Origin of the sequence: Saccharomonospora glauca K62, from assembly GCF_000243395.2 — a bacterium.
GTDB classification, from domain to species: Bacteria; Actinomycetota; Actinomycetes; order Mycobacteriales; family Pseudonocardiaceae; genus Saccharomonospora; species Saccharomonospora glauca.
Genome location: NZ_CM001484.1, coordinates 4,183,013 through 4,205,658, shown reverse-complemented (window position 1 = coordinate 4,205,658; position 22,646 = coordinate 4,183,013). Strand labels below are relative to the sequence as shown.

Sequence of the window (22,646 nt, the reverse complement as noted above, 5' to 3'; positions counted from 1 at the left end):
GGGACCTGCCGGTACGCTCGCGACGTGGCTCTAGCGCTGTACCGCAAGTATCGGCCGGCGACCTTCGCCGAGGTCGTCGGGCAGGAGCACGTCACCGAACCTCTGCGCACCGCGCTCGCCGCCGGCCGCATCAACCACGCCTACCTCTTCTCCGGGCCCCGCGGCTGTGGGAAGACGTCGAGCGCGCGCATCATGGCCCGCTCGCTCAACTGCGTCGAGGGGCCGACGCCCGATCCGTGCGGCAAGTGCGGACCGTGTCGGGCACTTGCCCCCGAGGGGCCCGGCAGCGTGGACGTCACCGAGCTCGACGCCGCCAGCCACGGCGGGGTCGACGACGCTCGCGAGCTGCGCGACCGCGCGTTCTACGCGCCCGCCGAGTCGCGCTACCGGGTGTTCATCATCGACGAGGCCCACATGGTCACCCCGCAGGGTTTCAACGCCCTGCTGAAGATCGTGGAGGAGCCGCCGGAACACCTGATCTTCATCTTCGCCACCACCGAGCCGGACAAGGTGCTCACCACCATCCGTTCGCGGACGCACCACTACCCGTTCCGGCTCATTCCGCCGAGCGCCATGCGCGAGCTGCTGGAACGCAACGTCGCCGCGGAGGGCGTGCGCGTGGAGCCCGCCGTGTACCCGCTGGTGATTCGCGCGGGCGGTGGCTCGGCACGAGACACCCAGTCGGTGCTGGACCAGCTGCTCGCCGGGGCGGGCCCCGAGGGGGTCACCTACGAGCGCGCCGTCGCGCTGCTCGGCGTCACCGACTCGGCCCTGCTCGACGCGATGGTGGACGCGCTGGCCGCCGACGACGCCAAGGGCGTGTTCGGCACGATCGACCGACTCGCCGAGGCGGGACACGATCCGCGCCGTTTCGCCTCCGACCTGCTCGACCGGCTGCGGGATCTGATCCTGCTGCGGTCGGTACCGGAGGCGGCGCACAACGGCATGGTCTCGGCGCCGGAGGAACAGATCGAGCGCATGGTGGCTCAGGCGCAGAACCTGCAGCCCGGCACCCTCACGCGTTACGCGGAGATCCTGCACAACGGTCTGCTGGAGATGCGCGGTGCCACGTCGCCGCGGCTGGTGCTCGAACTGTTGTGCTCCCGGATGCTGTTGCCCGAGGTCTCCGACGACTCCGGGGCCACGCTTCAGCGGCTCGAACGGCTGGAACGCCGGCTCGCGGCCGGAGCGCCCGCCGCGCCGCAGGCGAACCGGACGGCTCCGGCCGACCCGCCCGCAGGACGGGAACCGGCACGGTCGGGGTCCGAGCGGGTGTTCGAGCGGCCGTCCCAGCGGGCCGCGAGGGAACGGGAGACTCCGCAGCCGCGTCGTGACGGCGACCCCGCTCCCGCCGCGGCACCGGCGGCCGCGACGCCGGAACCACCCGCCGCGGCCCCGCGACCCGCGGCTGACGCCGCGTCGCCACAGAGCACGCCGGGCCGGGTGGACGTCGCGGGACTGCGTCAGTGTTGGCCGCAGGTCCTCGCCGCCGTGCGGACCATGAGCCGCAGCACCGAGGCCCTGCTCACCGGCGCCACCGTGCACAGTGTCGAGGGCACCACCGTGGTGCTCACGCATCCGGCGCAACCTCTCGTGCGGCGGCTTTCGGAGCCTCGCAACGTCGACTGCATCGCACGGGCGCTGGCCCAGGTCGTCTCGGGCGAGTGGACGGTGCGGTGCGTGCACCCCAGTGCTCTGTCGGCGGTGGAGGGGCGACCCTCCTCACCGCCGGCCGCCGGGGCGCGTCAGGCGCCTCGCGCGGAGCAGCCCGGCAGGGCCCGCACGTATCAGCGGCCCTCGGGTTCCGCCGGACCGGGTGATTCCGAGGCGCCGCGGCCGCGGGTCGCGACCTCCGAGCCGGACATCCCACTGCCACCCGAACCGGAGGAGGAGCCGTATCCGCCGGACGAGGAGGAGCCCGAGCCGATCGACCCCGAGACGCGCGCTCGGAACCTGATCACCGAGCACCTCGGCGGTCGGCCGATCGATTGATTCGGGCGTCGAGAGTTCCGGCCGACCCGGCGCAACCACACACGGGGGCACCTGCCTCGGTGCGGCTAGGCTGGGGGCGGGTGTGACAACCCACGCAATGACCACGAAAAGGATCGGATAGCCACATCATGGTGCAACCCGGCGGCGGAATGCCCGATATGCAGCAGATCCTCCAGCAGGCGCAGAAGATGCAGGAGCAGCTCGTCGCGGCGCAGGAGGAGTTGTCGAACGCCGAGGTGACCGGCACCGCGGGCGGTGGCCTGGTGACCGCGACCGTCAGCGGAAGTCTCGAACTGAAGAGCCTGTCGATCGATCCCAAGGTGGTCGACCCCTCCGACACCGAGACGCTGTCCGACCTCGTGGTCGCCGCCGTACGCGACGCGATGGGCAACGCGCAGCGACTCACCGAGGAGAAGCTCGGTCCTCTCGCCGGTGGGCTCGGCGGCGGAATGCCCGACCTCGGCGGCTTCGGATTGCCCGGATAACGGTGTACGAAGGCGTCGTTCAGGATCTGATCGATGAACTCGGGCGGTTGCCCGGCATCGGTCCGAAAAGCGCGCAGCGCATCGCCTTCCACCTGCTGGGTGCCGACCCGGCCGACATCGCGCGGCTGCAGGAGGTGCTCGGCAAGGTGCGGGAAGGCGTGCGGTTCTGCGAGGTGTGCGGCAACGTCTCGGAGAAGGAGCGGTGCCGCATCTGCTCCGACCCGCGGCGAGACACCACCGTCATCTGTGTCGTGGAGGAGCCCAAGGACGTGCTCGCGGTGGAACGCACCCGCGAGTTCCGGGGGCGTTACCACGTGCTGGGGGGAGCCCTCGATCCCTTGTCGGGGGTGGGGCCCGACCAATTGCGGATCAAGGAACTGCTCGCGCGCATCGGTACCGACGACGTGTCCGAGGTCATCATCGCCACCGACCCGAACACCGAGGGCGAGGCCACGGCGACGTATCTCGTGCGGATGCTCAAGGACTTCCCCGGCCTGACGGTGACCAGGTTGGCGTCCGGGCTGCCGATGGGCGGTGACTTGGAGTTCGCCGACGAGCTCACTCTCGGGCGGGCGTTGTCCGGCCGTCGTGAGCTCTGACCCGGTCGTCGACCGGATCGCCGACGCGGTACTGGCGTCACCCGCTCGGCTCGGCGCGGTGAGGCTCGTGTCCGTCGACGGCCCTTCCGGTTCCGGCAAGTCCACGTTCGCGCGCACGCTTGTCGCGAGTCTGCGCGAACGTGGGCGCCGTGTCGGGCTCGTGAGCACCGACGACTTCGCCACCTGGGACGACCCGGTGTCGTGGTGGCCGAGACTCGCCGCGGTGCTCGACCGGCTCGCCGAGGGGCGGCCGGGGAGTTACCGCGCCTGGGACTGGACCACCGGCGAGCCCCGTCCGGGTGCGACGGTCCACGTGCCCGTGCCCGACGTGCTCGTGGTGGAGGGCGTGTCGTCGGGTCGGGCCTCCGTCCGGCCCGCCCTGACGCGGTTGTGCTGGGTGGAGGTTCCCGACCGCGGGCAGCGGCTGAAGCGGGCGGTGGCTCGGGACGGTGAGAGGTGCAGGCCGATGCTCGCCGCGTGGCAACGTTTCGAGGACGGCTGGTTCGTTGTGGACGGAGCTCGGGACCACGCCGACGACGTGATCCGGCCGCGTGGGGGCGGCTGGGAGGCCGTTGCGACGGCCGAGTGACGCCACCGGTTGGGACCACGCGTCTTCTTCCCGTCCCGGAGTCGTGTGTCAAGTTTGTTACCGAGAGTGATGAACCGGTAGTTTCGCACACTGTAACGTGCGTGGTTATCCAACTGTGATAAATCCGTTCGCCCTGAACCCTTCGGGTGGTATGCGCTCGATCGGGTGACCCACACGTAACCGTCCGCAATGGCAGAAAGTCGAGGCCCGCGCGGTTTTCGACCTTCGTCGACGGGGGCGGACGGCCCTCCGGAAGTCAGGGGCCGCGCCGCGTGGGACGCGGCAACCAAGGGTTGAGACGAACAACAATCCTGACGTCAAGGTCTTAAGTGAGCGACCGATAACCGATATGGTCTGCCACCATCCGCGTACCTCTTCCGGGTACGTGACCTTGAACCGATGCCTTTGCTCAAGGGGGCCAACATGCTCCAATCACGGGTGGCTCGACCACGCCGCCTGGCCGTGATCGGGGTCGCGGGCGCGCTCGCGTTCTCGCTCACGGCGTGTGCCGAGTCCGAGCGTGACGGCGGAGGCGGTGGAGAGGGCGGCACGTTCGTCTTCGGTGCCACGGGAGCTCCGTCCAACTTCGACCCGTTCTTCGCCTCCGACGGCGAGACGTTCCGCGTGACGCGGCAGATGTTCGAAAACCTCGTCGGCATCAAGCCCGGTACGGTCGAGCTCGAACCCGAGCTCGCCAAGAGCTGGGAGTCGAACGAGGACGGCACGGTCTGGACCTTCGAGCTCCAGGAAGGCGTGAAGTTCCACGACGGCACGCCGTTCGACGCCGAGGCCGTGTGCGCGAACTTCGAGCGCATGTACAACCAGGAGGGCGCGGGCTCCTCCCCGGCGCTGGCGTACTACTGGACCGAGAACTTCGGCGGATTCGCCGACGGGAAGAAGCCGTCGCTGTACGAGGGCTGCGAGGTCGAGGACGAGTACACCGTCCAGCTCAAGCTCACCCGGTACACCGCCGACTTCCCCACGATGCTGACGCAGGACTCGTTCGCCATGCAGAGCCCCAAGGCGATGGAGGAGTACAAGGCGAACGACGTCAAGGCCCAGGGCGACAGCTTCGTGTTCTCGGAGTACGCGCGGCAGCACCCGACGGGCACCGGGCCGTTCGTGTTCGAAAGCTACGACGAGGCCAACGGCACCATCACGCTCAAGCGCAACGAGGACTACTGGGGTGAGCCGGCGAAGCTCAGCAAGCTGATCTTCCGCATCATCCCGGACGAGACGGCGCGCAAGCAGGCCATGGAAGCCGGCGAGATCGACGGCTACGACTTCCCGTCACCGTCCGACTGGGACGCGCTGGAGCAGGCCGGTTTCAAGGTCGAGATCCGCGAACCGTTCAACATCCTGTACCTGGGCATCACGCAGAAGAACAACCCGGCGCTCAAGGAGCTGAAGGTCCGCCAGGCCCTGGCGTACGCCATCGACCGGGAGACCCTCGTGTCCTCGATCATGCCGGAGGACTCCGAGGTCGCGAAGCAGATGTATCCGCCGTCGGTCGACGGCTACGCCGACGACGTGCAGGAGTACCCGCACGACGTCGAGAAGGCCAAGCAGTTGCTGAAGGAGGCCGGATACTCCGACCTGACCGTCGAGTTGTGGTACCCGACCCAGGTCACGCGGCCCTACATGCCGAACCCCGAGGCCATCTTCGGCGCGATCAAGGAGGACCTGGAGGAAGCCGGCATCACCGTGAAGCCGGTCAGCAAGCCCTGGGCCGGTGGCTACACCGACGACGTCGAGTCGGCGCGGGCCGAACTGTTCCTGCTGGGCTGGACCGGTGACTACAACTCGCCGAACAACTTCATCGGCACCTTCTTCGGGACGACGGACAACCAGTTCTACACCGGTGGCTCGCCCTGGGGCGACGACCTGGCGAAGGCGCTGGACGACGCGGACAGCATCGTGGACGCCAAGGAGCGCGAGGCGGCCTACCGGGACATCAACCGCGACATGATGTCCAAGTACCTGCCCGCCATCCCGCTGTCGCACTCGCCGCCCGCGCTGGTGGTGCGCCCCGAGGTCGAGGGACTGGTGGCCAGTCCGTTGACCAAGGAGGAGTTCTCGACGGTGACTGTCGCGGAGTAGAAGCTGACCAGTGCTCCGGTTCGCAATTCGACGAGTGCTGCAACTCGTACTCGTCCTGTTCGTTCTCTCGGTTCTGCTCTTCGCCTGGCTGCGGGCACTCCCGGGAGGGCCGGTCTCGGCCCTCCTGGGGGACCGCGGCACGGCGGAGAGCCGTGCGCAGTTGACGGAAGAGCTCGGTCTGAACGACCCGATCTTCGTTCAGTACTTCGCGTTCCTCGAACGTGCTCTGACGGGTAACTTCGGGACCTCCATCGGGGTCTCTCCCGGCAAGCCGGCCCTGGAACTGTTCCTCGAGCGGTTCCCCGCCACCGTCGAGCTCGCCCTGGCCGCCATCCTCATCGCGTTGATCACGGCGATCCCGCTCGGTTACCTGTCCGCCCGCCGTCGCGGTGGGTGGCTGGACAACATGGGCATCCTCGGGTCGCTGGTGGGGATCTCGGTTCCGATCTTCTTCCTGGCGTTCTTGCTGAAGTGGCTCTTCGCCATCCAACTCGGCTGGCTGCCCACGGGCGGCAGGCAGACCGTCGGCATCGACGCCACGAGGGTCACCGGCTTCTTCGTGCTCGACGGCATCCTGACGCGGGAGTGGGACGCGGCGCTCGACGCGTTGGTGCACCTGATCCTGCCCGCCATCGCGCTGTCGTCGATTCCCTTCGCGGTCATCTTCCGCATCACCAGGGCGTCCGTGTTGGACGTGATGGACGAGGACTACGTGCGTACGGCCCGCTCGAAGGGCCTGACTAAGCGCGTGATCCGCGACCGCCACATCCTGCGCAACGCGATGCTTCCCGTGGTAACGACCGTGGGTCTGCAGACCGGTTCCCTGCTGTCGGGTGCGGTGCTCACCGAGACCGTGTTCGCCTGGCACGGCATCGGCGAGGCGCTCGCGCTCGGCTTCGAACGCAAGGACTTCCCCGTGCTCCAAGTGGTGATCATCGCCGGGGCGGCTTCCTACGTCCTGGTCAACCTCGTCGTCGACCTGTCGTACGCGCTGATCGATCCGCGTATCCGGACGGCGCAGAAAGCGGGGGCGTGACATGGCCTCGCGTGCAACGAAGATCGACGAGCTCGCCGCCACGGCGGGCGGGGTGTCGGGCGGTCTCGAACCGGACGGCACCGGTGCGTCGGGGGCCGAGGGGCTGAGCCTGGCCAAGTCGGCGTGGCGCCGGTTGCGGCGGAACCCGCTGTTTCTGATCGGCGCCACGATCATCGGGTTGTTCGTGCTGCTGGCGTTGCTGGCGCCGTGGCTGGCTCCCCACGATCCGGGGTTGCGGTTGCTGGAGGACCAGGTGTCCAACGCCCGCAACGAGATCCCGCCTCCGCAGCCGGGACATCCGCTGGGTGGCGACCAGTACGGCCGCGACCTGTTGTCGCGCATCCTGCTGGGGTCGCAACAGACCCTCATGGTGGCGTTGTTGGCCACGGTGATCGGTCTCGGCGGAGGCCTGGTGCTGGGCACGCTCGCGGGTGCGTTCGGCGGCTGGGTCGACACCGTGGTGATGCGGGTCGTGGACGTGATGCTGTCGATCCCGTCGCTGCTGCTGGCCGTGTCGATCGGCGCGTTGTTCGTGCAGCAGACACAGTTCTCGGTGATCCTCGCCGTCGCCATCGTGCAGGTGCCGATCTTCGCGAGGCTGTTGCGCGGAACGATGCTCGCGGTGCGGGAGAGCGATCACGTGCTCGCGGCGAGGGCGCTCGGCGTGAAGCGCGGCGCGATCGTGTTCCGGCACATCCTGCCGAACTCGCTCGGGCCGGTGATCGTGCAGTCCACCCTCGTGCTCGCGATCGCGATCCTGGACGCGGCGGCGCTGTCGTTCCTCGGCCTCGGGGCCGCGGACGACACGATCCCGGAGTGGGGGCAGATGCTCGGCAAGGCACAGGACTACTTCGACACGCAGCCGCACCTGGCCTTCTGGCCCGCGGCCTGCATCGTCGTGGTGGCCCTGGGCTTCACGCTCGTCGGCGAGTCGATGCGGGAAGCCCTCGATCCTCGGCAACGGCGGTGATGGCATGGCTCTGCTGGAAGTACGCGACCTGTCGGTGACGTTCCACCGCAAGGGCGAGCAGCCGACCAAGGCCGTCGACTCGATCTCCTTCGACGTCGAACCGGGACAGACCGTGGGGCTGGTGGGGGAGTCCGGCTGCGGCAAGTCGGTCACCTCCCTGGCGATCATGGGCCTGTTGCCCACGCGCACCGCGCGGATCAGCGGCTCGGTGTCGTTTGAGGGCGAGGAGCTGCTGACGCTGACCCAACGGCAGCTCGACGAGCGGCGGGGACGCGATCTGGGCATGGTGTTCCAGGACCCGTTGTCGTCGCTCAACCCGGTGGTGACGATCGGGGTGCAGTTGACGGAGGTGCTGCTGCGGCACCGCAAGCTCACGCGTAAGCAGGCGAAAGCCGAGGCCGTCGACCTGTTGGGTCGGGTGGGCATCCCGGACCCGAAGCGGCGCGTGGACGAGTACCCGCACCAGCTCTCCGGCGGGATGCGGCAGCGCGTGCTCATCGCCATCGCGCTGGCGTGCTCGCCGAAGCTGCTGATCGCCGACGAGCCGACCACGGCGTTGGACGTCACCATTCAGGCGCAGATCCTCACGTTGCTGCGCGAGTTGGTGTCCGAGACCGGGACGGCGCTCATCATGATCACGCACGACCTCGGTGTGGTCGCGGGCCTGTGCGACGAGGTCAACGTGATGTACGGCGGTCGGATCGTGGAACGCGCGCACCGCCACGAGTTGTTCGCCGAGCCTCGCCACCCCTACACGCACGGACTGCTGGCGTCCATCCCCCGGCTCGACGCGCCGAGGGGCGAGAGGCTGGTGCCCGTCAAGGGGTCGGTGGCCGACAACATCCCGTGGGCGACCGGCTGCGCGTTCGCCCCGCGGTGTCCGAACCACGTCGAGACGTGCTGGTCGAGCGCGCCCGAGCTGGTGGCCGACGGCCGTCGTAAGGACGGAATGCTGCGGTGCCACAACCCGGTGGAGGTCACGGTGGCGGAGGGAGCACGATGACCGACGAAACGCCACGGACCACGGCCGCCTCGGGCCCCGGCGACGACCTGTTGGTGCTCGACGACGTCAAGGTGCACTTCCCGATCAAGCGTGGGCTGCTGCTCGATCGCACGGTCGGCCACGTCTACGCGGTGGACGGGGTGAGCCTGCGGGTCGCTCGCGGGGAGACCTACGGACTCGTGGGTGAGTCGGGTTGCGGCAAGAGCACGCTCGGCCGAGCGATCCTGCGGCTCACCGATCCCACCGACGGCACGATCACCTTCGACGGTGTCGACCTGTCGTCGCTCAAGGGCGAGGCGCTGCGGTCGATGCGCAAGCGGATGCAGATGGTCTTCCAGGACCCGCTGTCGAGTCTCGACCCGCGTCAGTCGGTGGAGTCGTTGCTCGTGGAGGGCATGCGCGCCCACGGGCTCGACAAGGACCCGGCCGAGACCAGGGCGAGGCTCAAGGAGCTGCTGTCGGCCGTGGGCCTACCGGAATCCGCGCTGCGCAAGTACCCGCACGAGTTCTCGGGCGGGCAGCGGCAGCGCATCGGCATCGCGAGGGCGCTCGCGTTGCAGCCGGACCTCATCGTGGCCGACGAGCCGGTGTCGGCGCTCGACGTCTCGGTGCAGGCACAGGTGATCAACCTGCTGGAGGACCTCCAGGAGGAGTTCGGGCTCACCTACGTGGTGATCGCCCACGACCTCGCGGTGGTGCGGCACATCTCCGACCGCATCGGCGTGATGTACCTCGGTGCGCTCGTCGAGGAGACCGACGCGGACACCCTCTACGAGCAGCCGCTCCACCCGTACACGAAGGCACTGCTGTCGGCCATCCCGGTGCCGGACCCGGTGGTGGAGGACAGCCGGGAGCAGATCCTGCTGTCGGGAGACCTGCCCTCGCCGGCGGACCCACCCAGCGGTTGCCGCTTCCACACGCGGTGCCCGTGGCGGCAGGAGACGCTGTGCGACACCGAGCGCCCGGAGCTGCGCGAGGTCGGCGACGGCCACCGCGTGGCCTGCCACTACGCCGAGGACATCCTCGCGGGCCGCGTGTCGCCGCGCTCGGAACCGGCGGCGGAGGAGCCCGTGACGGCGTGAGTCCGTCCGCGTCGTGGTCGGCGGGGCAGCGAACCCAGTAGCACCCCGCCGACCACGACGACGGAGGCTGCGATCTCCACCGGCGTCGGACGCTCGTCGAGTACCACGAACGCGAGGGTCAGCCCGACGACGGGGACCAGCAACGAGAAGGGCGCCACCGTGCTCGCCGGGTTGCGGCGCATGAGCGTGGTCCAGATTCCCGAGCCCACGACGGTGCCGAACACCACCACGTAGGCGAGCCCCGCGAGGGCGAGCAGGGCCTCGCTCGTGAACGCCGTCGACACCGCCTGCCACTGGGCCCGAGGACCCTCGAACACCAGTGACAGCACGAACATTGGGATCGGGGGCACCACCGACGACCACAGCGTGAAGTGCAAGGGGTTCGGTGCCTCCGCCTTGCGCGCGCACAGGTTGCCCACGGCCCAGCTCAATGCGCCGAGCAGGGTGAGGACGACGGGCAACAGGGCCGCGTGTTCGGCTCGCTGCCAGGCGATGGCGGCCATGCCCAGCACCGCGAGCGTGATGCCGACGACCTGCCGGGCGGTCAGCTGTTCCCGCAGCAGCAGCGCGCCGAGCACGACGGTCAACGGCGCCGACGCCTGCAACACCAGGGATGCGAGCCCGGTCGGCATACCGGTGTCCATGCCCACGAACAGGAACGCGAACTGGAGCGTGCCGAAGCCGAGTCCGTAGCCGAGCAACCACCGCAGCTTCACCTTCGGCCACGGCACCAACAGCATCGTGGGCACGGCGACGAGCAGGAAGCGGACCCCGGCGGCGAGCAGTGGCGGGAAGTGCGTGAGGGTCGCGTGGATCGCGAGGAAGTTGCAGCCCCACAGCACGGCGGTGAGGACGGCGAGCAACCGATCACGAGTTGGCACGCCTCCAGCATCACTCGATCGAGCGTGAAGGACCAGCGAAGTTTTCTGTAATTACCGTGAAGTAGTCTTTCATGATCTCCTGCGTGTCGGGGCCGCGTTCTGCTTCACTTCCCGAGTGGACGTGACAAGACTGCGCACGTTGCGCGAGTTCGCCGATCGCGGCAGCGTGACCGCCGCCGCGGCCGCCCTTCACTGCACGCCCTCGGCGGTGTCCCAACAACTGCGGGCCCTGCAACGTGAGGTGGGGGTGGCGCTCACCGAACCGTCCGGGCGGGGATTGCGCCTCACCGACGCGGGTCGAGCGCTCGTGGCGAGGGCCGACGACGTGCTCGCCGCCGTGGAGCGGGCGGAGGCGGAACTCGACTCCTACCGCCGCGCGCCGCGGGGCCGGGTGCGGGTGGCGTTGTTCCCGTCGGCGGCGCTGTTGCTGCTGCCGGGGCTGCTCGACCGGCTCGCCGCGCATCCCGGCCTCGACGCGGAGGTGCGCGACGTCGACATGGCGCCGCACGAGGTGCCGAAACTCGTGGCCGACTTCGACGTGGTGGTCGCTCACCGGGACGAGTACGGTGAGCCGTTCGCCTCCGACCGGTTGGACGCGGTGCTCCTGCTCCGCGAACCACTCGACGTGGCATTGCCGTTCGGACACCGGCTGGCCGAGCGGGAACGGGTGGAGCCGCACGAGCTGGCCGACGAACCGTGGATCAGCGTCGACGTGGGCTTCCCCGTGGACGACGTGTTGCGGTCGCTGGTCGTGCGCACGGGTGTGCGGCCCCGCGTGGTGCACCGCATCAACGACTTCCGCATCACCGAGGCGCTCGTGGCGGCGGGACACGGTATCGCGCTGCTGCCGCGCTACACCGTGGACACTCGCCGCGTGGTGCGTAAGGAACTCGCCGGTATCCGGGCGGCCCGGTTGGTGGAGACGGTGTCGAGACTCGGCGCGGCCACCCGACCCGCCGTCGGGGCGGTGCTCGCCGCGTTGCGGGCCGAGGCCGACGAAGTGGTCGCGTGAACCCTGCCGGTAGGTGGCAGGGTTTGTGGGCACCGTGAGGGCATGAACGATCGGAAAGGCACGTTGGACGGCAAGGTCGCCCTGGTCGCGGGCGGGACACGGGGCGCGAGCCGGGCCATCGCGGTGGAACTCGCGCGAGCGGGCGCGTTCGTCTACGTCACGGGCCGCACCTCCGGGGAGCATCGGTCGGAGGTCGGCAGGCCGGAGACCATCGAGGGCACCGTCGAGCTGATCGAACGGGCGGGAGGCAGGGGCACCGCGGTGCGGGTCGACCACCTCGAACCCGAGCAGGTACGGGCGCTGGCGGAGCGCATCGACGCCGAGCACGGTGGGCTGGACGTCCTCGTGGACGGCGTGTGGGGTGGCGACGCCCATCTCGGGTGGGGCAAGCCCGTCTGGGAGCACCCGTTGGAGTCGAGCCTGCGGATGATCCGGCTCGGCATCGACGCCCACCTGATCACGGCTCATTTCTTGCTGCCGCTGGTGCTTCGGCGACGTGGCGGGCTCGTCGTGGAACTCACCGACGGCACGGCCGAGTACAACGCGACCTACCGCGAGGGCACCACACTCGCGTTCTACGTCGCCAAGACGGCCGCGCACACCCTGGCCATCGGCGAGGCGGCCGAGACGGCGGAGTACGGGTGCACGGCCGTGGCCTTCACACCCGGCTGGATTCGCTCGGAGGCGATGCTCGCCGAGTTCGGCGTCACCGAGGAGAACTGGCGGGACGCCCTGGCCTTGCAGCCCCACTTCTGCATCTCCGAAACGCCCACGTTCGTGGGCCGCACCGTGGCGGCCCTGGCCGCCGACGAGGAGAAGTCGCGTTTCTCCGGACAGACGCTCAGCAGTGGACAGTTGGCGCGGATCTACGAGATCGACGACGTCGACGGCAGCCGCCCCGACGGGTGGCGCTACATGATGGAGGTGGAGCAGCAGGGCAAACCCGCCGATCCCACCGGTTACCGCTGAGCCGGGTCCCCGCTCACGGCGTGTGGCGTTCGAGCATACGCCTGGTGATGTCGGCGAACGCGGAACGTACGGAGGCGGGGCCGAGGACTTCCACCTCGGCCCCGAGTCCGATCAGTTGGCCCGCCGCGATCTCGGGGCTTTCCAGCCGAAGTTCGAGTTCCGTCCAGCCGTCGGGGCCGGGCGGCGGGGCGTCGCGCAGCGCGGTGACGGCGATGTCGGCTTCGAGGACGGCGGGCAGCATCCGCATCCCCGTCGGGCTGAGGCGCACGGTGACCGGTACTCGTTGCAGGGTGCGTTCGAAGCTCGTCGACGATCGCTGCCACCAGCTCGCGAGGTCGAAGTCGTCGGGACGGTCGAACGTCTCGTCCAGCAGCTCCACACCGCTGACACGGGCCACCCGGTAGGTGCGCACGTCGTCGTCCACACGCGCCACGAGGTACCACACGCCCGCCTTGAGCACGAGACCGAGCGGATCGAGGACGCGGTCCACGGTCCACTCGTCGCGGCGGTAGCGGAGGTGGGCTCGCCGTTGTTCCCACACGGCGGTCGCGAGGTCGGCGAGGTGCTCGGTGTCGTCCTCCCGGCGGAACCAGCCCGGCGCGTCGAGGTGGAACCGCTGTGCGACGCGCCGGGCCTGTTCCCGCAGCGGTGTGGGCAGCGTGGCCGTCACCTTCGCGTGCGCGCCCGTGATCGCGGTTCCCAACCCGAGTTCGGCCAAGGCCCTCGGCGCGCCCAACGCGAAGATCGCCACGGCCTCGCGTGTGGTCAGCCCGTCGAGGCGGGTGCGCCAGCCCTCCACGAGCCGCACCCCGCCGTACCGGCCCGGCTCCGTCCACAGCGGAACACCGGCCGCCGACAGCGCCGCGAGGTCGCGGTGCATGGTGCGCTGCGAAACGCCGAGGGCCTCCGCGAGCTCGGCCACCGTGGCACTACGCCGAGTCTGGAGGGTGAACAGCAGGGCCACGAGACGTTCCGCTCTCACGTCGTCATCATGCCCGCGCCGACCACGACGTGGTGCGCCGGAACACGGTCGTGATCGTGAAGGCCGCCAACAGCGCGCAAGCCACGGGGAGCACGATGCCGAACCGTGACTGCTCCAGCAGCGCGCCGCCCAGGTAGCCGAGTCCGCCGGTGTACGCACACCACAGCGACACCCCGATCAGGGAAGCGCAGAGGAACCTCCGCCTCGACCAGCGCAGCGAACCGGCGAGCACCGCGCCCACGGTGCCTCCGGCGGGAAGCCAGCGCGCGAGCACGAGGATCGCCACACCACGGGTGTCGAGGTGGCGGGTGATCCAGTGGGCACAGGCGGCGACGGAGGGACGGGCCCGCAGCCGGTCGACCAGGCGCGCTCCACCGAACCAGCCCACCGCGTAGAGGCCGACGTCGCAGAGCAGACAGCCCACCGCCGCCACGAGCACCACAAGTGGAAGGGGGTCACCACCGTTCGCGGCGGTGACCCCCATCGTGATCAAGGCCAGTTCCGTCGGGACCAACGGCACGACGGCGACGGCGAAGAGCAGCAGCAGCGATAGGTCGTCCACACCGCCATCCAACGCCGCCGACGCGGGGACGCCTTCCTCAGGACCGCCGTGCCGTGATCACCACCTCAGCGGTGAGCCCGGTTCACCGCCGACACCACGGCCCGCAGCGACGCGGTGATGATCGAGTGGTCGATGCCGACACCCCAGTACACCTTGTCACCGATGGCGCACTCGATGTACGACGCGGCCTTCGAGTCGTCGCCGGGGGTGAGGGTGTGCTCGCTGTAGTCCAGAAGCCGCAGGTCGAAGCCCACCGTGGCCAGCGCGTCGAAGAACGCCGCGATGGGACCGTTGCCCCGGCCCACCACGTCCTGCTCCTCGCCGTCGAGGCGGATCGTCGCCGTCAGCTCGTAGTCGCCGTTGGCGCTGACGTGCTGCTTGACCAGCTCCAGCGGGGTGTTCGGCTCCAGGTACTCGGCGGCGAACGCCTCCCACATCGTCTGCGGGTCCACCTCGCCACCCTTGGTGTCGGTGTGCCGCTGGATGGTCTTCGAGAACTCGATCTGCAGGCGCCGCGGCAGGTCGAGCTGGTGCTCGGTCTTCATGACGTAGGCGATGCCGCCCTTGCCGGACTGCGAGTTCACGCGGATGACGGCCTCGTAGGTGCGGCCGACGTCCTTCGGGTCGATCGGCAGGTACGGGACCTCCCATGGGTACTCGTCCACCGGCACCCCGGCCTTGGCCGCCGCCTCGTGCAGCGCGTTGAAGCCCTTGTTGATGGCGTCCTGGTGGCTGCCGGAGAACGCGGTGAACACGAGGTCGCCCGCCCACGGGCTGCGTTCGTGCACCGGGAGCTGGTTGCAGTACTCGACGGTGCGTTTGATCTCGTCCAGGTCGGAGAAGTCCAGCTGCGGGTCGATGCCCTGGCTGAACAGGTTCATGCCCAGCGCCACCAGGTCGACGTTGCCGGTGCGCTCCCCGTTGCCGAACAGGCAGCCCTCGATGCGGTCGGCGCCCGCCTGGTAGCCCAGCTCGGCGGCGGCGATGCCGGTGCCGCGGTCGTTGTGCGGGTGCAGCGACAGGATCACCGAGTCACGCCGTTCGAGGTTGCGGTTCATCCACTCGATGGAGTCGGCGTAGACGTTCGGGGTGGCCATCTCGACGGTCGCGGGCAGGTTCACGATCACCGGGTTCTCCGGCGTCGGCTGCCAGATCTCGGTGACCGCGTTGCACACCTCGGCGGCGTACGACAGCTCCGTGCCCGTGTACGACTCGGGGGAGTACTGGAAACGGAAGTCCGTGTCGGGGTACTTCGCCGCGTACTCCCGGACGAGCTCGGCGCCCTGCGTGGCGATCTTCTTGACGCCTTCGCGTTCCTCGCGGAACACGACCCGGCGCTGCAGGATCGACGTCGAGTTGTAGATGTGCACGATGGCGCGCGGTGCGCCTTCCAGGGCCTGGAACGTGCGCTCGATCAGCTCGGGGCGGCACTGCACCAGCACCTGGATACGGACATCGTCGGGGATGGCCTCGTCCTCGATGATCTCGCGGACGAAGTCGTAGTCGGTCTGACTCGCGGCGGGGAAGCCGACCTCGATCTCCTTGAAGCCCATGCGTACCAGCAGGTCGAAGAACTTGCGCTTACGCGCGGGCGACATCGGGTCGATCAGCGCCTGGTTGCCGTCACGCAGGTCGACCGCGCACCACAGCGGAGCGCGCTCGATGCGCTTGTCCGGCCAGGTGCGATCGGGCAGCGAGATGTCCTCGACCAGCCGGTACCAGGGGCGGTAGCGGTGATACGGCATCGACGAGCCGCGCTGGAGGTTCCACGAGGGCTGGTCGGCGGGGGCGGGGCGCGAGGGCTTCCGGATACGGCTGTGGGACGGGGTTTGAGGCTCGGACGTGCTCATTCCGAAGAAAACTCCTGATCGCTGTGAGTAGGGATCGTGAACGACCGGCGGCATCACGAAACCCCCGCGACGGGGAGCCGGTCTGATCAGGCCCCGTCGCGGCAGCGAAGGAGAAGGAGCGCGAACGCCACGCGGCCAGCTTAGTGAGGAATGCGTTCGACGCAACAGTCGGGGGAGTGTCCGAACTGTTATCAGGTGGTCGGCCAAGCGGCTACTCGTGCGTAGCTTTCCGCGGGCCCCCCGTGACACACTGCTGCCCATGGGTGCACATCACATCGACGACGACCTGCGCGAGGACGGTGAGAATCCCGTGTCGGGGGAGTCGCCGGCCACCCGTTCCGTCGACTGGCGTGCGGTCCGTGGCGCGGTCGTCCGGGGACTTTCGGGTCTCGTCCGTTGGGTGGGGCTGCTGGCCGCCCTCGTGCTTGTCCTCCACGTGCTGTTCGTGGTGGGTGAGGGCAATTCGGACAACGGCATCGTGTCGTTCGTCGCCGATGCCTCGGACGTCGTCTCGCTCGGATTCGAGGACCTGTTCCTGCCCGAGGACCCCAAGCTCATGGTGCTCGTCAACTACGGTCTCGGGGCGCTGTTCTGGCTGGTCGTGTCCTCGGTGGTGGCGAAGTTGATCCGTCGCATCGGCGGGGAGAGCGCCTGACGACGGTGGTCGAGCGGGTCGGCGTGTCCCGCTCGACCGGCCGAGGAGGAACACTCGGCCACGGTCGGTGATCGCCTACCGTGTCCTTTCAGTCCAGCCGAGCAACCGGGTGCTCACCACGATGTTCGGGACCGCGGTCGGTGCCACGCCGTTCCTCACCGGGGCCGGTGTGAAGGCCGGGACCGGTGCTGCGAAGGCTCTCTTCCGAGCGGGCAAGGAGGACGTCAGCCTCGAAGGGGACGAGCCGTGGTTCGACAAGAGCGAGATCGGCGGGGACGCGAGTCCGGAGGAGGCGCGCCGGAACCCGGACATCTGAGCGCGGCGCCCGACGAGGTGGCCGGGCCGGTGCCGACCGAGACCAGACGGCGAGCCGCGCGGAAGATCCTCGCCGATGAATGGGCTCGCGAGGAGAAGCGGCACGACCTGCTGGTGCGGCCGGGCTTTCCGGGAGCGGGTCGAGGAGCTGATGCGCGACCGCTGGCGTGAGCCCGTCGTCGTGCTGCGTCTCGGCGAGGCTTCGGGCCCGGGCTTCGACGTCCCCGGACGGCGGGCCGACGGCACGGTCGAGGGGGAACACTTCGTCCGCCACGCCTTCCGGAGCGTTCTCCGAGGCGTCGGTTTCGCGGCGGCCTACGTCCTGTCCCCGTCTACCGGCGGGGGACGTGACGGGTTGTCGGGGACGCGGCGGATCCACGTGAAGGGACCAGCCGATGCCCTGGCTCTCGGATTGGTCGACGCGTTCCGGAAGGCCGGGGCCCGTGGCTGACGTGCTCGCCGTCGAGCGCGGCCGTCGTGGACACCGGACCCGCGATGGGCGATCCGGCCACCGCGCCGGAGCCGCGTGTCGGCTGGGAGGCCCGCGCGCCGAGGGCGCCGAAGGTGTGCCGGCGCACGCGCACCGTGACGTGGCCCGACGGCTCCAGCTTCGTCTTCCCCCTGCACGACCGCGTCGAGGAGCAGCGGCTCCGACACCGGCTCACGCCGGAAGGCACCGTCGACTGGGACGGCGATCCCCGGACCCGACCGGGCACGGGCCCGGAAGGAATTAGAACGCGGCCGTACCCCAGTCGCGCAGGGCGAACTGCTCCAGCGGTACGCGCACGCGCGGGGCGTTCTCCCGCTCGATGTCCTTGGTCGTGCCCAGCACCTCGGGCTCGGCGCGCACGCCCACCGCGATGACGACGAGCGGGTCGACGCCGTCGGGCAGCTCGAACGCCTCGCGAGCGGCGTCGCGGTCGAAGCCCGCCATCTGGCGCGCCGCGAGTCCTTCCGCCACCGCCTGGAGCACCAGGTTCTCGGAGGCGAGCCCGAGCCCGTACTCGGCGTAGGGCACTGTGCCCTTCTCGTTGCGGGTCACGGCGCAGCCCAACAACAGCGCACCGGCGCGGTGGGCCCACGACCGGTTGCTCTCCGTCAACGAGTCCAGGATGCGCTTGTACGTCTCGTCGCCGCGCAGCCCCACCAGGTAACGGGCGGGCTGGGTGTTGCCGAACGAAGGGGCCCAGCGTGCCGCCTCCAGCAGCGCGCGAAGCTGCTCGGGGGTCACTTCGGCCTCGCCGTCGAGGGCGCGAGGGCTCCAGCGCCGAGCGATGACGTCGTGAATCTTGACGCTGGTCAGGGCTTCCTTGTCGTTCACGACGGTCGAGTATGCCAGCCACTGAAAATGCTGGTCGACCAGTGGTCGGCGCCACACAATTGGGTAAACGGGAACTACGCCACCGGTACTCTGATGTCTCGAAGCGACCCGCACGCGCTGACGTCGAGACCGGATCGGCGGTAGGCGCGGCATGCGAGGAGGTACGAGGCAGTGGCCCTCGTAGTCCAGAAGTACGGTGGTTCGTCTCTGGAGAGCGCTGACCGGATCAAGCGCGTGGCGGAGCGGATCGTCGCCACGAAGAAGGCGGGAAACCGCGTCGTGGTCGTGTGCTCGGCGATGGGAGACACCACCGACGAGTTGCTCGACCTCGCTCAGCAGGTCAATCCCGTCCCGCCGGAACGCGAGATGGACATGCTGCTCACAGCGGGCGAGCGTATCTCCAACGCCCTGGTGGCGATGGCGATCTCGGCACTGGGTGCGGAGGCGTGGTCATTCACAGGCTCCCAGGCCGGAGTGGTGACCACGTCCGTGCACGGCAACGCCCGCATCATCGATGTCACACCGTCGAGGGTGACCGAGGCTCTCGAACAGGGGTACATCGCGCTGGTGGCGGGTTTCCAGGGGGTCTCGCAGGACACGAAGGACATCACCACGCTCGGGCGGGGCGGTTCCGACACGACGGCCGTGGCCGTCGCGGCGGCGCTGAACGCCGACGTGTGCGAGATCTACTCCGATGTGGACGGCGTGTACACGGCGGACCCGCGCATCGTGTCCAACGCCCGCAAGCTGGACACGATTCCGTACGAGGAGATGTTGGAACTCGCCGCGAGCGGTTCCAAGATCCTCCACCTGAGGTCGGTGGAGTACGCCCGCCGGTACGGGGTGCCGATCCAAGTCCGTTCTTCCTACAGTGACAATCCGGGCACCACCGTGACCGGCTCGATTGAGGAGATCCCCGTGGAACAAGCTTTGATCACCGGTGTCGCCCACGATCGGTCGGAGGCGAAGATCACCGTCACCGGGGTGCCCGACCACGCCGGTGCCGCCGCTCGGATCTTCCGTGCCGTGGCGGACGCGGAGATCGACATCGACATGGTGTTGCAGAACATCTCCAACACCACCGGCCGCACCGACATCACGTTCACCCTGTCGAAGGCCAACGGCCCCAAGGCGGTGAGCGAGCTCGAAAAGATCAAGTCGGAGTTGGACTTCTCCGCCGTGCTGTACGACGACCACGTGGGCAAGGTGTCGCTCGTGGGCGCGGGCATGCGGTCGCATCCGGGCGTGACGGCGACGTTCTGCGAGGCGTTGGCGAAGGCCGGCGTGAACATCGAGATCATCAACACCTCGGAGATCCGGATCTCGGTGCTCATCAGGGACGAACAGCTCGACGATGCCGTCCGCGCCATCCACGAGGCTTTCGAACTCGGCGGCGACGAGGAGGCCGTCGTCTACGCGGGGAGTGGTCGCTGATGGCGGGCATGAGGGTCGGCGTCGTCGGCGCCACCGGACAGGTGGGCGCCGTGATGCGCAAGCTGCTGGAGGAACGCGACTTCCCCGTGGAGCGGATCCGCTACTTCGCGTCCTCGCGCTCCGCCGGGAAGACACTGCCCTGGCGGGGTGAGGAGATCGAGGTCGAGGACGCCGCCACGGCCGATCCCTCCGGATTGGACATCGCGCTGTTCTCGGCGGGGGGTGCGACCTCCAAGGCGCAGGCTCCCCGGTTCGCCGAGGCGGGCGTCACCGTGATCGACAACTCGTCCGCGTGGCGGCTCGACCCGGACGTTCCGCTGGTCGTGAGCGAGGTCAACCCGCACGCGGTGAAGGAGGCTCGCAAGGGGATCATCGCGAACCCCAACTGCACCACGATGGCGGCCATGCCGGTCCTCAAGCCGTTGCACGAGGAGGCGAACCTCGTCCGGCTGATCGTCAGCAGCTACCAGGCGGTGTCCGGCAGCGGGCTGGCCGGCGTGGAGGAGCTGGCGTCGCAGGTCCGCGCCGCCGGGGAGCGCGCCACCGAGCTGACCCACGACGGGTCGGCCGTCGAACTCGGGGAACCCGTCAAGTACGTGCGTCCCATCGCGTTCAACGTGCTGCCGATGGCGGGCTCGATCGTGGACGACGGGTCGCGGGAGACCGACGAGGAACAGAAGCTGCGCAACGAGAGCCGCAAGATTCTCGACATTCCCGAGCTGAAGGTGTCCGGCACGTGCGTCCGGGTGCCCGTGTTCACCGGGCACTCGCTGTCGATCAACGCCGAGTTCGAGCGACCCCTATCGGTCGAGCGGGCCACGGAGTTGTTGTCGACGGCGCCGGGCGTGCGGCTGTCCGACGTCCCCACCCCGTTGGAGGCCGCGGGCACCGACCCGTCCTACGTCGGCAGGCTGCGGGTCGATCCGGGCGTCGACGGCGGCAGGGGACTGGCCATGTTCGTCGCGAGCGACAACCTCCGCAAGGGGGCGGCGTTGAACGCCGTGCAGATCGCGGAGCTCGTGGCCGGGGTGGCCTGAGAGAAGCCGACGAAAGCCGCCTTCCGGTCGTCGTGGTGACGGTGGCCGGAAGGCGGCTTTCGGTTCTTCGGGCACGTTTTCCGGGCCCGGCGTGCAACGAGCGCCCGGAACATCACGATCGCCGGTAACGTCGTCCCCATGCGAATGCCGGGTGGGCGGGCGGTGTGCGTCGCCGTGGTGTTGTCGGGACTGGTGTTGGCGGGTTGTGACGAGGTCACCTCGGCGGTACGGGGGGCCGAGTCCGTGGGCGACAAGGCGGCCGTGTGCGCGGAGGCGTTGCAGATCATCGACCTCAGCGCGGACATCAGCCCGGAGCAGGTGGCGGCCGAGGCGCAGGAGAAGGGCCGGCAGTTGCTGGACCTCGGTAGCCGGGTGATGGACCAGACCGTGAAGGACACGTTGTTCGACATCGCCAACGGCTACCTGGATCTGGAGGAACGCAAGATCGACCACCTGCGCAACTTCTCGGGATGGCTGGAGCGCAATCTCGACAACCTCGACAAATTGCGTCAGGCCTGCTTCTAGACGGGTTGCGGTGGCGAGGCGGGGACCTCGGTCCTCCGGTGTCGCTGCCGTTGCCGTGCCGACAGCGTCGCTCCCACCGCTGCGAAGCAGAGACCGCCCATCGCGGAGGCGACGAAGCCCCAGCCGGGGGCGGCGCGGTCGAGGACGAAACCGACGACGGGGCTGCCGAGGCCGAGCCCGAGCCGGGTGGCCGAGTCCTGGAGTCCCATCGCCATGCCACGCACGGTGTGTGGCACCGACCGGCTCACGGCCTCGGCCGTGGCCGCCAACGTCGGGGCACACATGAAGTTCATGGGCACGGACGCCAATGCGAGTACCCACCAGGTCTCGGTGGCCAGGCCCACGGGCAGCGTGAACGCGGTCAGCAGCAGCATCAACGTGAGCTGGGACAGACCGCGCCGGGCCGCGCCGTACACCAGCCCGCCGAGCAGGGAGGACGCGCCCATGCCGGCGAGGAGGACACCGGTCCACTCCACGTCGCCGGAGGCTCGCAACGCCGCGATGGCCGACAGTTCGGTGCCCATGAGGATGAACGCGGCTCCCAGCGCGACGACGAGCGTGGCGACGAACCGCGCGGAGACCCACGTGCGCAGGGCGGGCCTCGGAGCAGCCGGTGCGGCCGACTCCTCGGGGGAGCGGATCGGCGGGTTGAGACACCAGAGCGCGAGGGCGAGCACGCCGTGGGCGACGCCCATGCCGGTGAGTGTGAGCGAGGTCGAGTACTGGGTGCTGACGAAGATCACCAGCACTGGGCCGCTCATGTACGCGAGTTCGAGCAGCACCTGGTCGAGGGAGAAGGCGGCTCGGCGGCGTTCGACGGGTACGAGCGCGGTGATGACCTGCCGGGAGATCGCCCCCGCGGGCATCACGAGCGCGCCCGCGGGCAACGCGGCCACGAGCAGCACCTCGTAGGACAGGTGCGGCGTGGCGAGCCAGTAGACGCAGGAGACCACTCCGCAGAGGGCGGCGACGGGTCTCAAGCCGTAACGGTCGATCATGCGTCCGAGGGTCGGGGCGCCCAGCGCCGTGCCGATCAGCGTCGTGGTCCCCACCAGACCCGCCGCGCCGTACCCGCGTTCCAGCTCGCTCACCACGTGCAACGTCAGCACGACACTCGACGCCACGATCGGCATTCGTGTCAGCTGCAGGATCAGCAGCGCCGTCGGAAGGGTGCGGATGCGGAAGAGCTGGAGATACTGTCGAAGACCCACGTCAGCGACCGAACCCCATAGTGGTACACCCGTGCA

24 protein-coding genes are annotated in these 22,646 nt (G+C 69.2%); 18 read left to right on the top strand and 6 right to left on the bottom strand.

From position 1 onward, the window contains the following. The first annotated feature begins 24 nt into the window (after positions 1 to 24). The 9 genes from SACGLDRAFT_RS19620 to SACGLDRAFT_RS19580 all read left to right on the top strand — a co-directional run bounded on the left by SACGLDRAFT_RS19620 (position 25) and on the right by SACGLDRAFT_RS19580 (position 9,856). Positions 25 to 1,992 carry a DNA polymerase III subunit gamma and tau gene (locus tag SACGLDRAFT_RS19620; protein WP_005466738.1) on the top strand — a complete coding sequence of 656 codons (1,968 nt, stop codon included), beginning with the start codon at positions 25 to 27 and terminating at the stop codon, positions 1,990 to 1,992. A gap of 128 nt (positions 1,993 to 2,120) precedes the next feature. Further along, on the top strand, positions 2,121 to 2,477 hold the full coding sequence (locus SACGLDRAFT_RS19615) for a YbaB/EbfC family nucleoid-associated protein (protein ID WP_005466737.1): 357 nt from the start codon (positions 2,121 to 2,123) through the stop codon (positions 2,475 to 2,477). 2 nt (positions 2,478 to 2,479) lie between these two features. Further along, on the top strand, positions 2,480 to 3,076 hold the full coding sequence (recR, locus tag SACGLDRAFT_RS19610) for a recombination mediator RecR (RefSeq protein WP_005466736.1): 597 nt from the start codon (positions 2,480 to 2,482) through the stop codon (positions 3,074 to 3,076). Next, positions 3,066 to 3,665, top strand: a complete 600-nt coding sequence (locus SACGLDRAFT_RS19605; RefSeq protein WP_005466735.1) for a uridine kinase family protein — start codon at positions 3,066 to 3,068, stop codon at positions 3,663 to 3,665. The genes recR and SACGLDRAFT_RS19605 overlap by 11 nt, the downstream gene beginning before the upstream one ends. 399 nt (positions 3,666 to 4,064) lie before the next feature. Beyond that, on the top strand, positions 4,065 to 5,765 hold the full coding sequence (locus SACGLDRAFT_RS19600) for an ABC transporter substrate-binding protein (RefSeq protein WP_040919331.1): 1,701 nt from the start codon (positions 4,065 to 4,067) through the stop codon (positions 5,763 to 5,765). A gap of 10 nt (positions 5,766 to 5,775) precedes the next feature. Then, on the top strand, positions 5,776 to 6,801 hold the full coding sequence (locus tag SACGLDRAFT_RS19595) for an ABC transporter permease (protein WP_005466733.1): 1,026 nt from the start codon (positions 5,776 to 5,778) through the stop codon (positions 6,799 to 6,801). A gap of 1 nt (position 6,802) precedes the next feature. Beyond that, positions 6,803 to 7,771, top strand: coding sequence for an ABC transporter permease (locus SACGLDRAFT_RS19590; RefSeq protein WP_005466732.1), 969 nt, complete (start codon positions 6,803 to 6,805; stop codon positions 7,769 to 7,771). 4 nt (positions 7,772 to 7,775) lie between these two features. Continuing rightward, positions 7,776 to 8,774: an ABC transporter ATP-binding protein gene (locus SACGLDRAFT_RS19585; RefSeq protein WP_005466730.1), complete on the top strand. Its 999-nt coding sequence runs from the start codon at positions 7,776 to 7,778 to the stop codon at positions 8,772 to 8,774. Beyond that, entirely contained in the window at positions 8,771 to 9,856 is a 1,086-nt protein-coding gene (locus tag SACGLDRAFT_RS19580) for an ABC transporter ATP-binding protein (protein WP_005466729.1), read from the top strand. Before SACGLDRAFT_RS19585 ends, SACGLDRAFT_RS19580 begins: the two co-directional genes overlap by 4 nt. On the opposite strand, the gene SACGLDRAFT_RS19575 is transcribed toward SACGLDRAFT_RS19580, so the two are convergent. After that, positions 9,781 to 10,737 (bottom strand): EamA family transporter, encoded by a 957-nt coding sequence (locus tag SACGLDRAFT_RS19575; RefSeq protein WP_005466728.1) that lies wholly within the window; start codon positions 10,735 to 10,737, stop codon positions 9,781 to 9,783. The two genes, SACGLDRAFT_RS19580 and SACGLDRAFT_RS19575, sit on opposite strands and share 76 nt — an antisense overlap. 115 nt (positions 10,738 to 10,852) lie before the next feature. On the opposite strand from SACGLDRAFT_RS19575, the gene SACGLDRAFT_RS19570 reads away from it, so the two are divergent. Both SACGLDRAFT_RS19570 and SACGLDRAFT_RS19565 read left to right on the top strand, forming a co-directional pair. Then, positions 10,853 to 11,749: a LysR family transcriptional regulator gene (locus SACGLDRAFT_RS19570; protein ID WP_040919329.1), complete on the top strand. Its 897-nt coding sequence runs from the start codon at positions 10,853 to 10,855 to the stop codon at positions 11,747 to 11,749. Between the two features lie 42 nt (positions 11,750 to 11,791). Continuing rightward, entirely contained in the window at positions 11,792 to 12,718 is a 927-nt protein-coding gene (locus tag SACGLDRAFT_RS19565; RefSeq protein WP_005466726.1) for an SDR family oxidoreductase, read from the top strand. Between the two features lie 13 nt (positions 12,719 to 12,731). Here SACGLDRAFT_RS19565 and SACGLDRAFT_RS19560 read toward each other — a convergent pair whose 3' ends face one another. From SACGLDRAFT_RS19560 to leuA, 3 genes are all read right to left on the bottom strand, one after another. Then, on the bottom strand, positions 12,732 to 13,700 hold the full coding sequence (locus SACGLDRAFT_RS19560) for a helix-turn-helix transcriptional regulator (protein ID WP_005466725.1): 969 nt from the start codon (positions 13,698 to 13,700) through the stop codon (positions 12,732 to 12,734). Positions 13,701 to 13,707: 7 nt separating this feature from the next. Next, complete coding sequence (locus tag SACGLDRAFT_RS19555; protein WP_005466724.1) at positions 13,708 to 14,262, bottom strand: DedA family protein; 555 nt, start codon at positions 14,260 to 14,262, stop codon at positions 13,708 to 13,710. Between the two features lie 65 nt (positions 14,263 to 14,327). After that, positions 14,328 to 16,112, bottom strand: coding sequence for a 2-isopropylmalate synthase (gene leuA / locus SACGLDRAFT_RS19550; protein WP_005466723.1), 1,785 nt, complete (start codon positions 16,110 to 16,112; stop codon positions 14,328 to 14,330). Positions 16,113 to 16,371: 259 nt separating this feature from the next. Here leuA and SACGLDRAFT_RS19545 point away from each other — a divergent pair, with 259 nt between their 5' ends. The 4 genes from SACGLDRAFT_RS19545 (at position 16,372) to SACGLDRAFT_RS22855 (ending at position 17,533) form a co-directional block, all read left to right on the top strand. Beyond that, complete coding sequence (locus SACGLDRAFT_RS19545; protein WP_005466722.1) at positions 16,372 to 16,767, top strand: hypothetical protein; 396 nt, start codon at positions 16,372 to 16,374, stop codon at positions 16,765 to 16,767. A 67-nt stretch (positions 16,768 to 16,834) separates the two neighbouring features. Continuing rightward, entirely contained in the window at positions 16,835 to 17,083 is a 249-nt protein-coding gene (locus SACGLDRAFT_RS19540) for a hypothetical protein (RefSeq protein ID WP_040919327.1), read from the top strand. Between the two features lie 29 nt (positions 17,084 to 17,112). Continuing rightward, positions 17,113 to 17,253 (top strand): hypothetical protein, encoded by a 141-nt coding sequence (locus SACGLDRAFT_RS22410; protein ID WP_157608853.1) that lies wholly within the window; start codon positions 17,113 to 17,115, stop codon positions 17,251 to 17,253. Then, a complete protein-coding gene (locus SACGLDRAFT_RS22855) occupies positions 17,234 to 17,533 on the top strand; it encodes a hypothetical protein (protein WP_005466720.1) in 300 nt (99 codons plus the stop codon). The genes SACGLDRAFT_RS22410 and SACGLDRAFT_RS22855 overlap by 20 nt, the downstream gene beginning before the upstream one ends. Positions 17,534 to 17,812: 279 nt before the next feature. On the opposite strand, the gene SACGLDRAFT_RS19530 is transcribed toward SACGLDRAFT_RS22855, so the two are convergent. After that, positions 17,813 to 18,403 (bottom strand): nitroreductase family protein, encoded by a 591-nt coding sequence (locus SACGLDRAFT_RS19530; RefSeq protein ID WP_040919325.1) that lies wholly within the window; start codon positions 18,401 to 18,403, stop codon positions 17,813 to 17,815. Positions 18,404 to 18,574: 171 nt separating this feature from the next. Between SACGLDRAFT_RS19530 and SACGLDRAFT_RS19525 the strand changes: the two genes are divergently transcribed. The 3 genes from SACGLDRAFT_RS19525 (at position 18,575) to SACGLDRAFT_RS19515 (ending at position 21,399) form a co-directional block, all read left to right on the top strand. Beyond that, complete coding sequence (locus SACGLDRAFT_RS19525) at positions 18,575 to 19,837, top strand: aspartate kinase (RefSeq protein WP_005466718.1); 1,263 nt, start codon at positions 18,575 to 18,577, stop codon at positions 19,835 to 19,837. Then, a complete protein-coding gene (locus SACGLDRAFT_RS19520; RefSeq protein ID WP_005466717.1) occupies positions 19,837 to 20,874 on the top strand; it encodes an aspartate-semialdehyde dehydrogenase in 1,038 nt (345 codons plus the stop codon). Before SACGLDRAFT_RS19525 ends, SACGLDRAFT_RS19520 begins: the two co-directional genes overlap by 1 nt. Positions 20,875 to 21,012: 138 nt before the next feature. Further along, positions 21,013 to 21,399: a hypothetical protein gene (locus SACGLDRAFT_RS19515; protein ID WP_005466715.1), complete on the top strand. Its 387-nt coding sequence runs from the start codon at positions 21,013 to 21,015 to the stop codon at positions 21,397 to 21,399. Here SACGLDRAFT_RS19515 and SACGLDRAFT_RS19510 read toward each other — a convergent pair. Then, positions 21,396 to 22,610: an MFS transporter gene (locus tag SACGLDRAFT_RS19510; RefSeq protein ID WP_005466714.1), complete on the bottom strand. Its 1,215-nt coding sequence runs from the start codon at positions 22,608 to 22,610 to the stop codon at positions 21,396 to 21,398. The genes SACGLDRAFT_RS19515 and SACGLDRAFT_RS19510 overlap by 4 nt on opposite strands. Positions 22,611 to 22,646 lie beyond the last annotated feature (36 nt).

Bases quoted from the DNA above. Each gene is read 5' to 3' on its own strand.
- SACGLDRAFT_RS19615 (WP_005466737.1), top strand. From the start codon at position 2,121: ATGGTGCAACCCGGCGGCGGAATGCCCGATATGCAGCAGATCCTCCAG.
- SACGLDRAFT_RS19600 (WP_040919331.1), top strand. From the start codon at position 4,065: ATGCCTTTGCTCAAGGGGGCCAACATGCTCCAATCACGGGTGGCTCGA.
- SACGLDRAFT_RS19590 (WP_005466732.1), top strand. From the start codon at position 6,803: ATGGCCTCGCGTGCAACGAAGATCGACGAGCTCGCCGCCACGGCGGGC.
- SACGLDRAFT_RS19585 (WP_005466730.1), top strand. From the start codon at position 7,776: ATGGCTCTGCTGGAAGTACGCGACCTGTCGGTGACGTTCCACCGCAAG.
- SACGLDRAFT_RS19580 (WP_005466729.1), top strand. From the start codon at position 8,771: ATGACCGACGAAACGCCACGGACCACGGCCGCCTCGGGCCCCGGCGAC.
- SACGLDRAFT_RS19565 (WP_005466726.1), top strand. From the start codon at position 11,792: ATGAACGATCGGAAAGGCACGTTGGACGGCAAGGTCGCCCTGGTCGCG.
- leuA (WP_005466723.1), bottom strand. From the start codon at position 16,112: ATGAGCACGTCCGAGCCTCAAACCCCGTCCCACAGCCGTATCCGGAAG.
- SACGLDRAFT_RS19545 (WP_005466722.1), top strand. From the start codon at position 16,372: ATGGGTGCACATCACATCGACGACGACCTGCGCGAGGACGGTGAGAAT.
- SACGLDRAFT_RS22855 (WP_005466720.1), top strand. From the start codon at position 17,234: ATGCGCGACCGCTGGCGTGAGCCCGTCGTCGTGCTGCGTCTCGGCGAG.
- SACGLDRAFT_RS19520 (WP_005466717.1), top strand. From the start codon at position 19,837: ATGGCGGGCATGAGGGTCGGCGTCGTCGGCGCCACCGGACAGGTGGGC.
- SACGLDRAFT_RS19515 (WP_005466715.1), top strand. From the start codon at position 21,013: ATGCGAATGCCGGGTGGGCGGGCGGTGTGCGTCGCCGTGGTGTTGTCG.